Here is a 13,762-nt window from a genome sequence, read left to right on the forward strand (position 1 = left end):
ACTGTAGTGCCGAGCCATGCTCGGCAGAGGCCTCACCGGTGAAGCCCATGCCGAGCATGGCTCGGCACTACAGGTAACATCCCAGCCGAGCATGGCTCGGCTCTCCCGCTTCTGCTCCCTCCCTTTCGCATAGCGAAGGGGAGGGTTGGGGAGGGGTGCTTTTTGCGCTCCCCGGTAAGTCCCCAGCCGAGCATGGCTCGGCACTACAAAAAGCGATCCCGGTAACGCCCCAGCCGAGCATGGCTCGGCCCTACAGCAGGCTTGCTGCGGCAAGCCCCACTACCGGCAACGCCCACGCCAATGGCGCGATCCAGCGGGGGCGATAGGGATACAGGCCAAACGCCAGCAGCAGGCCGGCGACCGTCATTGCACCCAGCCACCACACCGGCCCCAACGCCCAGCCATGTCGCCAGACGCACAGCGCGAACGCAACCGTCAGCAGGCTCCAACCCAGCCAACGCCACAACCGCATGCGCGCGGTGCTCGCGCCGGCCTTGCCGTGCAGCTCCAGCTGGTGCTTCTCCATCGCCAACGACAAGGCGGCGAACGCAGCGAACGACAAACCCAGGGCAAGCAGCATCATGCGCTTGCCTCCGCAGCGACTGCGGCCTGTTGCCGGCGCTTCTTCTCTGCAGCGCTCAACGGTGGCTGCCAGTGCTGCATGCGCCAGCCGCAGTAGGCCAGCATTGCGCCGAAGGCGATCATGCACAGGTCGAAGCAGGCCAATACCCAGTCACCCGATGCAATGGTCGCGCCAAGATGCGCCTGTGTGGTGAAGGCATTGACCACCGGAAGCAGCGCGAACAACGCCGCGCCGACATACAGCTGCCATGCCCACATCATCCGCTTGGGCCAGATGAAGGCGGCCAGCAGTGATGCTGCCCATGCATAGAAGAACACCTTGATCTCGGCGTCGCTGCGCTCGGCCAGCTGCACCGGCAACAATCGATTCCCCCAGAAATACGCGGCGAAGGCGATCGGCAAACCGGCAACGGCACCAATGTTCAAGGCATCGACCAGGCGCAGGCCAAAGCCCGTCTTGCCGGATTTGGCATGCTTGGGCCGCTCCTTCACCGCCCATAGCACGACGCCGCTGGCCACCATCAGGCAGCCGATCAATCCGGACAGGAAGAACAGGGCGCGCAGTCCCCAGTCCGCGAAGCGTGCCAGGTGCAGGCCGTACATCACGCCACGCGTCTGCGTCGCGCCACCGGCGCCAGGGGTGGCTTCCAGCAACTGGCCGCTGACTGCGTCATAGCGCAGCGACGGCGTGTCTATCGACAGGCGTTTCCCATCGCGCTGCTGGATGTCGACAACCGCATTGGCAGCACCGGGACGGTATACGGTGAAGCCGGCGATATCGGCGCCATTCCATTGCTTGCGCGCGCTGTCCATCAGCTGCTGGATCGGTACCGGCACCGCCGTGCCTTGGCCAGGTGATTCGACTTCGGCCATGCGCGCGAAGGCTTCACTGAAGAACGCGTCCTCGTCGTTCGGATAGGCCGATTTCACCCCCCACGGCAGGTACAGGAACATCAAGGTGACGATGCCGGTGTAGGTGATCATCGCGTGATACGGCAGCGCCATCACCGCGCTGACGTTGTGGAAATCCAACCACGAACGCAGGCCTTTCTGCGGGCGGAAGGTGAAGAAGTCCTTGAAGATCTTCTTGTGGGTGATCACACCGGTGATGATCGCCACCAGCATGAACATCGCGCAGAAGCCAACGATATAGCGGGCCCAGATCACCGGGATGTAGTGCAGGTCGAAATGCAGGCGGTAGAAGAAATCACCACCGCGGGTTTCGCGTGCGGTGACTTCGTTGCCGGTATTGGGGTCGACGGTGGCATCACCGAAGCGGCCACCACCACGGCGTCGGCGCTTCTCGCCCTCGACTGGCGGTTTGACCATCGATTCCGGATTGCGCCAGAACATGCGCATCGCCGGGTTGCGGGCATCGGGGAGGGTGACACTCCAGCTCTCGGCCTGCGGCGCCTTGTGCTGCAGGAAGCCGAGCGCGCGGCCAGCGGCATCGTCGGCACTGACCGTGCTGCGCGGCAGCTCGGGCCGCATCCAACGGCTGATCTCCTCGCGGTAATAGCTGGCGGTGCCAGCCATGAAGATCAGCAACAGCAACCAACCGACCAGCAAGCCGGTCCAGGTGTGCAGCCACGCCATCGATTGGCGGAATCCGTTCTTCATGCTGCACCTCCGAGCCACTGCGTACCCAGCCACAACAGCGCGGTCGGGACCAGGATGCCGACCCACGCGCGCAGCGCGCTACGGGTCGCGAATGCCCACAATGCGGCGCACGCACACAGCACGATGGCGACCAGCATGCCGGTCAGCACGGCCTGGCTGCGGGCGATGGGCAAGGCCACGGCGAAGAACATCGAAGAAGTGGCGGCCAGCGCGTAGCCGCCGACGATGGCGGCAAGCGAGCGCGACAACACGCCCAACCAGGGGCGCGCGAGGAAACTGCCAAAACGGGTGTACCAGGGGCTGGCGAGAGGCGTGCTGTCCACGGGAACCTGCATAGTCGGATCAATACGGACGCCACCGGCAAAGCCGGTGGCGAGGGATAAGTCGGCCGTCCCTGGCCGCCACTGCCTGGCAGTGGTTCCCTGGAGGGATCAGAGCTTCCAGCGCAGGGTCAGAAGCACATTGCGCGGCTCACCCCAGTACACGCCGTTGTAGAAGCCCACGTTGCTGAAGTACTCCTTGTCCAGCAGGTTGTTGACGTTGAGCTGGGCGCTGAAGTTCTCGTTGAAGCGGTAGCCCGCCGACAGGTTCAGCAGGTAGAACGAGTCCTGGGTGATGCGCGCACTTACCAGTGCGCCACTGGTCAGGTAGTCGGCCGCAGGCTTGCTGCTGTTGCGCCAGATCTCGCTCTGCCAGGTGGCACCGCCGCCAAGCCAGAAGCGGCCTTCGGCACCGCCCGGACGCCAGCTGGTGTTGAGGCGGAAGGTGTCCACCGGAGTGGTGGTGTTCTGGCGTACGCCTTCCTGGCTGTAGCTGGTGGTATGGGCGAAGCCGGCCGACAGGTTCCAGTGCTCGCCCAGGCTGCCCTGTGCTTCCACTTCCCAACCCTTGACCTTGTTGCCCTTGCCGGTGGAGCGGTAAGCGGTGGCGCCACCCGGCAGCGAATTCGGCGGGACGCTGTCGTCTTCCTCGGCGACGTTGTCCTTGACGCCCTTGAACACGGCAGCCGAGGTGTTGAGCAGGCCGTCGAAGAACTCCGCCTTGACGCCGGCTTCCCACATGTCGCCGACCACAGGCTCCAGGTAGTTGTTGTTCTTGTCGCGGTATTCCTGTGGCTGGAAGATGTCGGTATAGCTGGCGTAGGCGCTGAAGTACTTGTTGATGTCGTAGATCAGGCCGAAGTACGGGGTAAACGTGTTCTCCGGCTTGTAGCCGCCGCGAGCGGTGCCAGTGCGGTTGCCGGCGGTGTCGTAGGTGTAGCGCCAGCTCTTGGTTTCCCAGGTGCTGTAACGGGCACCGGCGACGGCCAGCAGCGGATCGGCCAGCTGCAGGCGGGCGGCGACATAGGCGGCACGCTGCTTCAATTCGCTTTCCGAACCCAGGTAGCCGTTGCGCACGATCGGCAGTTCGGGAATGTTCCCGGTCCAGTTACGCCAGTCCGGCACTTGCGCGTAATCACCGGGATAGGCGGGGATGGTGATGGATGGGTTCTCGCCCTTGCGCAGGGACTCGCCCAGACCGAACACCAGTTCGTGCTCGCGGCCGAACAGTTTGAAGTTGCCGCCGACGTTCACGTCGAACACATCCATCGTGCTCTGTTCAGCGAAATGCGACAGGTAGGCGGTGACGCCGGTGCCATCCGGTCGTGGGAAACCATTGGCGCCGTACCAGACGCTGCCATCGGTCTCACGATCGGCGTGGGTGAAGCTGCCCTTCAATGCCCAGCCGGCGCCGAGCTGCTGCTCGATGCGGGCAAAGCTGGTCTTCTCGACGATGGGCCACTGGCTCCACGAGGCTGACATGTTGGTTGAGCGCGGCAGGTTGGCCGGGTTGCCATCCACGCCCCAGTAAGGCACCACGCCCCAGGTCACGCCGGAGGTCTCTGGCGACTGGTATTCGTAGCCGAGCTCAAGCAAGGTGCTGTCGGTGACGTCGGCCTGGATGATGCCGTAGAAGACGTTCTTGTCGAGCTTGTAGACATCGCGGAACGAGTCGCTCTGCTGCTTGGCGGCAACCGCGCGTGCGCGGATGCGACCATCCCAGGCCACCGGTCCGCCGATGTCGAACTCCATGCGCTGGTTGCCCCAGCGACCGATCGTGAGGTTGGCGCCCATCTGCACGGTGTCGGTGGGGCGCTTGCGCACGAAGCTGATGGTGCCGGACGGATCGCCTGCGCCGGTGGTCAGGCCAGTAGCGCCACGTACTACTTCGATGCGCTCATAGATCACGTTATCGGTATTGGTCTTGATCGACCCACCGAAGGTGTTGAGCATGCCATCGACTTGGAAATTGGTGATGTTGTAGCCGCGCGAGACATAGTTGATGCGCTCGCTGTCGGTGACCGAGACATGCACGCCAGTAACCTGGCCCATCACATCGGACAGCGAGAACAGGCCCATGTCGTCCAGGCGCTGGCGGGTGATGACGGTGACCGATTGAGGGGTCTGGCGCAGCGACAGGTCCAGCTTGGTCGCGGTCTTTGCGTGCTTGACTGTATAGGAGTTCGCCAATTCGCCTTCGGCGACAACCTTCACTGCATCCAGTGTGGTTGCATTGTCGGCCGGTGCTTCTGCACGCGCAGAAGCGGGATTGCCAGCGAGAGCCACGGCCAAAGCGGTCGATAGCAGTGAAAGCGAAAGCGGAGTGGTTGCACGGGGGCGATGCATCGGCGTTTCCTGAGTGGCGAAAGTGGTGCGGCCAACAGGGGAGTGCCCACGGCTGCGCCACACGACTGGCGTGTGAGGTGCCGGAAAAGGTTTCCGCGTGCTGCCCGCATGCGCTGCGCGTCCGCCCATTGGCGTCGCGCGGCTTGGTATCTATCGGGGGTACACGGGGCTTGGCGGATGGATGCTGTGCATCGCTGCCGCGAGAGGCTGGGCGTACGGCCTAGTTCGTAACGATAACCATTCTTATTTATGAGGGCAAGCTAAATTGTCTTTTGAAACTGTTGAACTTTCTGCAGCGCGATGTTGCCGCGCAGGAAAGTGATCTCTCGACGCCTCCATGGATCGCGTTATGCATCGTGGCAAGTGCCAAAAAAAAGCGGCCTTGGGTTGCTTGTGGGAGCGGCATAAGCCGCGAAGCTAACGAACCGTCCAATCACCGGTTCGATTGCAATCCGTAGATGTGGTTGGAATGCACGGATTGCAGGACATGTATCGTCCGGATGGGATCTCAGCTTCGCGGCTGATGCCGCTCCCACAAGCATTCTGCGGTTCTTGTAGGAGCGGCGTCAGCCGCGAAGCTCACGAGCCGTCAAATCACCGCTTCGATTGCGATCCGCAAAAGCGCTTGGCTTGTGCAGATTGCAGGACCTACATCGGTCTCATGGGTGCGAGCTTCGCGGTTTACGCCGCTCCTACAAGCGTTGCCCGCCCCATCGTGGCTGGATCAGAACTTCAGCCAGCCGGTCAGGGCGTGCAGCAGCAGGCCAATCAAGCCGCCAACGAGGGTGCCGTTGTAGCGGATGTACTGCAGGTCGCGACCGACGCTCAGTTCCAACTGCTCCACCAGTTTCTTTTCATCCCATGCCTTCACGGTCTGGGCGATATGGCTGGTGACACCGCTGCGCAGTCGATTGGTCAGCTTCTCCGCGCCGGCCAGCATGTGCTGGTTCAGCGCGTCGCGCAGGGCCGGATCGTTGCCGATGCTGCTGCCCAGTTTGCCCAGGCTGCGTTCCAGGTGGCCGGTCAGCACCGAATCTTCGCGTGACAGGTCGGTGCGCAGGTAGTCATGCACGCGCTGCCACAAGCCCTGCACATATTCCTGCACCGCAGGGTGATCGATCACCTGCTGCTTCAGTGCGTCCACTTTCGCAGCCAGGGCCGGATCGTCGCGCAGGCGGCGGATGTAATCGGCGATCCATGCAGCGTAGTCCTGCCGCAGTGGATGCTCCGGTTGCGACAGGATCGCCTGCAGCTCCTCCAGACCGGCGCGTGCCAACCTGTCGGCCAGTGAATCGCCAATCTCGTCGATGGGTTTGACCCAGTCCACGGTGCTGGCCAGTTTTGGCCATTCCTTGCGGATGTAACGCACGATCAAGGCCGAGGCTTGCTGCCGCACCTTGTCATTGTCCAGCCAATGGGCGATGCGGGTCAGTCCTTCATCGAGCACGCGCTGGTGGCGGTTGTCGGCAGTCAGCAGGCCAAGCAGTTCGCCGGCGGTTCCCGCAGCGTTCCATTGCCGCAGCTGTGCCACCACGAAGCCCTGGATGGAGCGGCGCACGGCAGCTTCGTCGAGCAGGTCCAATGCCTGCACCGCCCAGCCGCGTGCCATGCCGGCCAGCATCCTGGCCTGCGCCGGTTGTGCCAGCCATTCGCCCAGGCGCGTAGCGGGGTCGAATACCTTCAGCTTGGCCAGCAGCGCTTCCGGCTCCAGGAAGTGATCGCGAACGAAGACCGCCAGGCTATCGGCGATGCGTTCCTTGTTGCGCGGAATGATGGCCGTATGGGGGATCGGCAGGTTCAACGGCCGCCGGAACAACGCCACTACCGCAAACCAGTCCGCCAGAGCGCCCACCGTGGCCGCCTCACAGAACGCGCCAACCCAGGCCCAGATGCCGCGCTCGCCGTTGATGTGGCTGACGATGAAGCCGGTCAGCATCGCCAGCAGCATCGCCACGGCGTACAGCTTCAGTCGTCGCAGCTGCGCACGGCGCGGATCGTCCTGGAGGCTCATGGCTTACTCGTTGTCCCTGGCGCTTACCGCCCGGCGGAAGCAGTGGTTGCCGGCAGGGTGTGCCCATTCGCTGGCACGTTGGGGGCCGTCCGCGGTGCTGCTGTCGAACTGCGCGCACAGCTCGTAATGGGTGGCGTCCAAGGTGCGGTAACGGTAGTCGGGCCCACCGGCAGGATCCTTGTAGGTCAGGATCATGCCGGGTTGCGCGGCCAGGGCGAGGATGTTGGGCGGCAGTGCATCGTTCTCGCGCCAGTAGTTGGTTGCTGCGATTTCCAGCGTGCGCAGATGCGATATGCGTGCATCGTCCAGGCGCTTGAGCCGCTGTTGCGACGGTGAATCGATGACCCAGACACCGGCCGCGATCGCGGCTGCAGTGACGATGCCGGTCGCCCAGAGTACGCGGGTGCCCCAAGCCGTGCGGCTCATGCTTCGACCTCCTCTTGGCGCAGGTCCCACAGGTAATAGCCGAACACGGTGCCGGCGATGACGCCCACCACCAGCACCTTGAGCACGAAGCGTAGGCTCAGGTCGCCACTCAGCAGGTTGTATACCAAAGCGGTGAGGTCGCCGATCAACACGGTGGCCGCCACGAACAGGGTCAAATAGGTCAGCCAGCGGCGCACTGGCGACAGCCGTTTGATCGGATGCTTGTCCACATCGCGACTGACGCGGTGGGCGGCGAACACGAATACCGGGAAGGCGATGACCAGCGCCGAGATCGCCCAGCGGATGCCGCCGCTGAGCCGCACCAGCTGCCAATCGGGATCGGCCGGGTCGGGCAAGGCGTACTGGATCAGCTGGAACAGCAGGCTGCCCAGGTTCCAGGCAAAGAAGTACAAGGTGCTGAACAACACCAGATAGGCGAAGGCTTCGCGTGCCGACAGCGAGGCGCGTGGGCGCGGCACCGGCAGCGGGAAATCCACATCGGCCCAGCCGTCGAGCACGCCGCTGATCTGCTGTTCGTTCCAGCCGGCGGCCAGCAATGCGCTGCTGACCTGCTGGCGGCTATGCCCGCGCATCAAGGCGTCGCGGACAAAAACTTCAAGTTCGGGGGAGGCCGAGGCCATCACATGCTCCTTGCAGGGATGACCGCAGCCTAGGCGGCCGGCGCAGTGCAATCAAGCGTCGATGGGCTCTTCTGCCTGGGCGGCCAACATGCGCGCGCGCAGGGCATCCAGCTCCATGCGCAGGGCCTGGTTCTCGGCGGTGAGCGAAGCCACGCGCTGGCGCAGGGCCTGCACTTCGGCGCTGTCGACGTTGCCGTCCAGGCCATCGGCTTCGGCCATGCTCAGCGGCTGTGCTTCGTCATCGGCGTCATCGCGTGCAGCCTTGGGCTTGCGCTTGGCATCGCGCACGCGCTTGGCGGCCTGCTTCAGTTCGTCCTTGCCGCCACGCGCCGCTGCGCGCTGCTCGTCTTCAGGCAGGCTGGCCACGGTCGCCGCGGCGCTGAGCGAGATCGCGCCCACACGCATTGCCTCGATCACCTCGGCGGTGGCGTGGTCGTGGATCTTCTCGATCATCGTCACCTGGCTGGGGCTGAGCTTGGCTTCGCGGGCCAGATCGGCCTTGGACAGCTTGGGTGCCGGGTCCCACGGCGGGCTGTCGTTGTCGGCGGTGCTGGGCGCAGCCTCACCTTCGCTCTCGCGGCGCAGCTGTTCCTGCTCGCTGCGGCGGCGGGCTTCCAGGATGTCGCGCTTGCGCAGGGCGAGCACGCCGCGTTGGTAGTCGGACACGCTGCGGCGGCCAAGGTGCTGCTCGATCATCCACAGATGCACGTCGTCCATCGACTTGAAGCGGGTGTTCTGCACAGTGTTGAACGGAATGCCGTGCCTGGAACAGATGCCATAGCGGTTGTGGCCGTCGATCAGCACGTCGCCCCACAGCACCAGTGCGTCGCGGCAACCCTCGGCCAGCAGACTGCGCTCCAGCGCGTCGTGCTCGTCCTGCGTGAGCGGATCGATATAGGCCTTGAGTTCTTCGTTGACGATGATGTCCATGAGCGCTGCCAGAAACGTGGAGCGGCATTGTGAAGCCAGCGAGGGCCACGGCCAACCCTTGTATTTGCGGAAAATAACGGGTCCGTGTCGGTGAGCTACGGTGGCCGGCGTACCATGAACGCCTGTTACAAGGTCTTGCTCACAGGAAACCATCCATGAACAGCCCCCATATCCGCGAACAATGGCAGGTGTTGGCCGACAGCCTGTCGCTGCGTACCCGCGCGTTCATAAATGGCCAATACGTGGACGCAGTATCGGGCGCCAGCTTCGACTGCATCAGCCCTATCGATGGGCGCGTGCTGGGGCGGATCGCCGACGGTGGCCAGCTCGACATCGACCATGCGGTCGCGGCGGCGCGGCGCAGTTTCAATGCCGGTCATTGGGCAGGATTGAAGCCGGCCAAGCGCAAGCAGGTATTGCTGAAGCTGGTGGCCTTGGTCGAGGCCCATGCCGATGAGCTCGCCCTGCTGGAAACGCTGGACATGGGCAAGCCGGTGGCGCAGGCACGGCAGGTGGATATCGGTGGAGTGATCCGCTGCATCCAATGGACGGCGGAGGCGGTGGACAAGTTGTACGGCGAAGTTGCCCCGACCGGTGGCAACGAATTGGGCTTGATCACCCGCGAGCCGCTGGGCGTGATTGGCGCCATCGTGCCGTGGAACTTCCCGCTGCTGATGGCGGCATGGAAGATCGCCCCGGCGCTGGCCGCAGGCAATTCCGTGGTGCTGAAGCCTTCGGAGAAGTCGCCCTTGAGTGCTCTGCGCTTCGCCGAGCTGGTGAGCGAAGCCGGCGTTCCGGATGGTGTGTTCAACGTGGTGCCCGGCAGTGGCAAGGGCGCCGGCGAGCCACTGGCGCTGCATATGGATGTGGATGGGCTGGTGTTCACCGGCTCCACCGCGGTGGGCAAGCGGCTGCTGCAATGTGCAGGACTGTCGAACATGAAGCGGGCCTACATGGAATGCGGTGGCAAGAGCCCGAACATCGTGTTTGCCGATGCGCATGATCTGGACAAGGCAGCTGAGGCGGCGGCGAGCGCGATCTTCTACAACCAGGGCGAAGTGTGTACGGCAGGTTCGCGTCTGCTGGTGGAGCGTTCGATCAAGGACGCGTTTGTCGCCAAGGTGATCGAGCATGGCCGGCATATGCAGCCTGCGCATCCGTTCGAGCCGAAGGCGGCAATGGGAGCGATGGTGGATGAAGCGCAGACCCAGCGCGTGCTTGGCTACGTGGAGAAAGGCTGCGCGGAAGGCGCGCGGCTATTGCTGGGTGGCAAGCGTGCGGATGTCGTTGCCGGCGGGTGCTACATCGAACCGACGGTGTTTGATGAAGTCAGTCCGCAACAAAGCATCGCCCGCGAGGAGATATTCGGCCCGGTGCTGTCGGTGATCGCGTTCGATGGTGAGCAGCACGCCCTGCAGTTGGCCAATGACACCGAGTACGGTTTGGCGGCCGGCGTATGGACGCGCGATATTTCGCGTGCGCATCGTGTTGCGCGTAGCCTGCGAGCGGGAAGCGTGTGGGTGAACTATTGGGACGGCGGCGACATGACCGCGCCGTTTGGTGGGTACAAGCAATCGGGCAATGGCCGAGACAAGTCCTTGCACGCCTTCGACAAATACACCGAGATGAAGGCGACCTGGATCAATCTGGAGGGCTGATGCTGCTTCTCCTTGGCGTAAGCCAAGGGGAGGGCTGGGGAGGGGTTGGCTGTTGAGCTTCGGTTGTTGCGTTTGAAGCCTTGCAGGCAACAGCAAGAGCTACCCCCTCCCAACCTCCCCCTTGGCTACGCCAAAGGGGAGGGGCGTTGCATGCAGCCTTGCTCCCTCCCTTTGGCGTAAGCCAAGGGGAGGGCTGGGGAGGGGTTGGCTGTTGAGCTTCGGTTGTTGCGTTTGAAGCCTTGCAGGCAACAGCAAAAGCTACCCCCTCCCAACCTCCCCTTTGGCGTAAGCCATGGGGGAGGGCGTTTGCTACTCCTTCTCCTGTGCGACCACTGCGCCAGTTGCCGGATCCAGACGCACCTCGACTTTCTCGCCGCTGGCGGTCCTGCCCTTGGCCTTCCACATGCCGTCATCCAGCTTCACATCGCTGACGCCGGTGTAACCCGCACTGGAAAGCTGCGCGCGGATATCCGCCTCGCCCAACTGCGACACGGCCTTGTCCGGGTAAACAGTACCGTTGCGTGGATCAAGCTTCACGTCGACCTTCTTGCCATCGGCACTGGTCGCGTCCGCTTCCCACATACCGTCCTCGAACTTGATGTCCTTGATGTCGGTATAGCCCTGCGACTCCAGGTGCGCGCGCACCTGTGGCGCAGTCAATGCGTCCTGCGCCTGAGCGATGCCACTGCCGGCCAATGTCAGTGCGGCTGCAATCAAAGCGGTACGTAGCGGTCGATTGTTCATTGGTCTGCTCCTTCGGGGGTCATCGCGCTTCTGGCGCGGGATCAACCCTAACCTCGCCAACCTGTATCAATCCGTGAATCGTCGCGGATTCAATGCACGGCAATCGGATGCGGTTAATCGATGTGCACGGGAACGCAAGAAAGTGTTTTCAGAACGTTCATTCCCTTGGCAGAGGATGCCTGGGTCAGTGCGCAACAACAGGCAGCGGTAGTGCCGAGCCATGCTCGGCAAGGGGCCTCGCCCAAGGGCTGGCCGCGTGCAGGATTGTGGGAGCGACGTCAGTCGCGAAGCCGATGCAGCATCTGATCGCAGAGATGTTTATCTCTGATGTGATACGTGCTTCGCGGCTTACGCCGCTCCCACAACCTTTCATCTGAGTTGTAGCCAGGTGCCCTGCCTGCACTCCATCAGGCTTCAGTCATCGCCACGCTTGCGCAACTGGCCCGCAAAACGATCCAGCCACTGCGCGAAGCCCTGCAGTACCGCGCCACCCTTGTCCTTGAGTCCGGCCAGCTCGGCTTCCAGGCGCTCGCGGCGGGTGGATTCACCCTCGTTGCTGGGCAGTGGTGGCAGGATGTGGGCGAAGTAGGTGTCGCCAAGGAATTTGTGCAGCAAGCGTTCGCCGATGAAGGGTTCGCCGTTGTTCAATGCACGCGCGCCCTTGAGCAGGTTGCGGATGTCGTACTGCGTGGGGCTGAGGTCGGGCACCTGCTTGGGCAGGTCGAGCAGGCTGTAGACCGCGATGCGCGCGGTGCGTACCGAGCTTTCCATGGTGAACACCACGTCGTTTGCGGTCTCCACGAACTGGCCAACCAGCGCCAGGTTGGTGTTGCCGGCCGGGACCACGTGCGGGCGATCACCCGCCGCGCGCGGCATGAACTGGGCGGTGATGTACGGCATCAGCGCCAGTCGTACCTTGGTGTGCGGGATGATGGCGTCGAGCTGATCGGCAATGCCAAGGTGGTGGCATAGCTCGGCCACGATCTCGCGCCCATTGCACTCGGGCATGGTTTTCTTGACGAAGTTGCCGGGCTGGTCCATCAGCAGCGCGTACACCCACATCACCACCGTGTCCTTGGGCTGGCCAGGGAAATGCGGCTGGCGATTGATGGTGACGCTCAACACCCAGTTCGAATCGGTGAAGGTGATGATGCCGCCGGTGGCGGTGCGGCCTGATGTCGGGTCGTTGACCGAGAGCTCGCGCAGCTTGTCGACCAGCGGCGATGGCTTGCAGGTGAGGGTGGCCGACTCCCACATGGAGCGGTCGATGTCACCACAGAATTTGTCAGGCTTGCCGAATACCGGCGAGTGCCTGGCAAGGTTGCGCCACAGGCCCCAGCTGCTGCCTTCGGCCGGGCCGCCATGGCGCTTCTTCAGTGCCGGCACGGTGTCCAGATCGCCGTAAGCGGTGTCCTCGGTCATCGAGCCGGTCAGCGCGATCACCAGGTCACGCGGAGCGACGGTGAGGCGGCCATCGCCGTCGTTGCTGCGTGTATGCAGGGCAGTGACGGTGCGCTGCTCGCCCTGCACATCGAAGTCCATGTCCAGCACCTGGGTGCCGAGCTTCACCTGCACGCCCTTCTCGCGCAGCAGCTTGATCAGCGGCGTGACGAAGGTGTCGTACTGGTTGAATTTGGGAAACACCAGCGTGGACATGTCGCCGAAGCCGTCGATGGCATCGAGGAACCGATGCATGTAGAGCTTCATCTCCAGCAGACTGTGCCAGTTCTCGAAGGCGAACATGGAACGGAACAGGAACCAGAAATTGCTGGCCAGGAAGCCTTCGCTGAAATGATCCTCGATGGTCAGATCATCGAGCTGGTCCTTGCGCTTGAGCAGCAGGCTGACCACTTCCCATTGCTGCTTGCGGTTCAGTCCGAAGCGGGTGAAGTCGGGCAGCACCTGTCCCTGCTTGTGCATCAATCTTGACTTGGACCAGTTCGGGTCGGCGTCGTTGGCCAGCCGGTATTCGTCGAGCACGCTGAAGCCTTCTGGCAGCTCCAGTGCAGGCACATCCTGGAACATGTCCCACAGGTTGTCGTAGTTCCAGTTCATCTCACGGCCGCCGCGCACGATGTAGCCGTCCTCGGGATTACCGGCTCCATCCAGCGAGCCACCCTCGATGCCGGCGCCTTCGATGATGGTGATGTTCTCGCCCGGCATATGGCCGTCGCGGATCAGGTAGAAGGCCGCCGCCATGCCGGCGATTCCTCCGCCGACGATCCAGGCCTTGCGCGTCTGGATGCCCTCGGTGGGCAAGGGTTTGAAGCGCTGGTAATTGCCGACCATGTCCGGCGGCGGCAACGTGTTGAGTGGCGTGTTGTGCCAGTAGCGGGCGGTGGCGTCGGCTTCGTGCTCGAAGCGTGGGCTGGATTCAGTCATGAGGTTCTCCGGTCGTGGGGGGAGGTGCACAACGAACCGTCCCAGCCTAAACAGCGTTCGGGCTGGACGGGTTACATATCCGTGAATCGCGGAGCTGCAGGC

11 protein-coding genes are annotated in these 13,762 nt (G+C 63.3%); 1 reads left to right on the forward strand and 10 read right to left on the reverse strand.

What is annotated here, in order from left to right; genetic code table 11:
- Positions 1-250: 250 nt before the first annotated feature.
- The 8 genes from AC13FW_RS15495 to AC13FW_RS15530 all read right to left on the reverse strand — a co-directional run bounded on the left by AC13FW_RS15495 (position 251) and on the right by AC13FW_RS15530 (position 8,876).
- Positions 251-583, reverse strand: a complete 333-nt coding sequence (locus AC13FW_RS15495; RefSeq protein ID WP_482989674.1) for a DUF3325 domain-containing protein — start codon at positions 581-583, stop codon at positions 251-253.
- Positions 580-2,202 (reverse strand): PepSY-associated TM helix domain-containing protein, encoded by a 1,623-nt coding sequence (locus tag AC13FW_RS15500; RefSeq protein WP_482989675.1) that lies wholly within the window; start codon positions 2,200-2,202, stop codon positions 580-582. Before AC13FW_RS15500 ends, AC13FW_RS15495 begins: the two co-directional genes overlap by 4 nt.
- Entirely contained in the window at positions 2,199-2,525 is a 327-nt protein-coding gene (locus AC13FW_RS15505; RefSeq protein WP_482989676.1) for a DUF3649 domain-containing protein, read from the reverse strand. Before AC13FW_RS15505 ends, AC13FW_RS15500 begins: the two co-directional genes overlap by 4 nt.
- A 108-nt stretch (positions 2,526-2,633) precedes the next feature.
- Positions 2,634-4,868 carry a TonB-dependent siderophore receptor gene (locus tag AC13FW_RS15510; protein ID WP_482989677.1) on the reverse strand — a complete coding sequence of 745 codons (2,235 nt, stop codon included), beginning with the start codon at positions 4,866-4,868 and terminating at the stop codon, positions 2,634-2,636.
- A gap of 724 nt (positions 4,869-5,592) precedes the next feature.
- Positions 5,593-6,879, reverse strand: a complete 1,287-nt coding sequence (locus AC13FW_RS15515; RefSeq protein WP_482989678.1) for a DUF445 domain-containing protein — start codon at positions 6,877-6,879, stop codon at positions 5,593-5,595.
- A 3-nt stretch (positions 6,880-6,882) separates the two neighbouring features.
- Positions 6,883-7,305, reverse strand: coding sequence for a hypothetical protein (locus AC13FW_RS15520; RefSeq protein ID WP_482989679.1), 423 nt, complete (start codon positions 7,303-7,305; stop codon positions 6,883-6,885).
- Positions 7,302-7,946 (reverse strand): DUF5671 domain-containing protein, encoded by a 645-nt coding sequence (locus AC13FW_RS15525; RefSeq protein WP_282270385.1) that lies wholly within the window; start codon positions 7,944-7,946, stop codon positions 7,302-7,304. Before AC13FW_RS15525 ends, AC13FW_RS15520 begins: the two co-directional genes overlap by 4 nt.
- Before the next feature lie 51 nt (positions 7,947-7,997).
- Positions 7,998-8,876 (reverse strand): ParB N-terminal domain-containing protein, encoded by an 879-nt coding sequence (locus AC13FW_RS15530; protein ID WP_481508993.1) that lies wholly within the window; start codon positions 8,874-8,876, stop codon positions 7,998-8,000.
- 155 nt (positions 8,877-9,031) lie between these two features.
- Here AC13FW_RS15530 and AC13FW_RS15535 point away from each other — a divergent pair, with 155 nt between their 5' ends.
- Complete coding sequence (locus tag AC13FW_RS15535; protein ID WP_482989680.1) at positions 9,032-10,534, forward strand: aldehyde dehydrogenase; 1,503 nt, start codon at positions 9,032-9,034, stop codon at positions 10,532-10,534.
- 309 nt (positions 10,535-10,843) lie between these two features.
- On the opposite strand, the gene AC13FW_RS15540 is transcribed toward AC13FW_RS15535, so the two are convergent.
- Positions 10,844-11,278, reverse strand: coding sequence for a PepSY domain-containing protein (locus AC13FW_RS15540; RefSeq protein ID WP_482989681.1), 435 nt, complete (start codon positions 11,276-11,278; stop codon positions 10,844-10,846).
- A 414-nt stretch (positions 11,279-11,692) separates the two neighbouring features.
- Positions 11,693-13,660, reverse strand: coding sequence for an oleate hydratase (locus tag AC13FW_RS15545; protein ID WP_482989682.1), 1,968 nt, complete (start codon positions 13,658-13,660; stop codon positions 11,693-11,695).
- Between the last annotated feature and the right edge of the window lie 102 nt (positions 13,661-13,762).

Source organism: Stenotrophomonas sp. 21LCFQ19 (genome assembly GCF_056861425.1).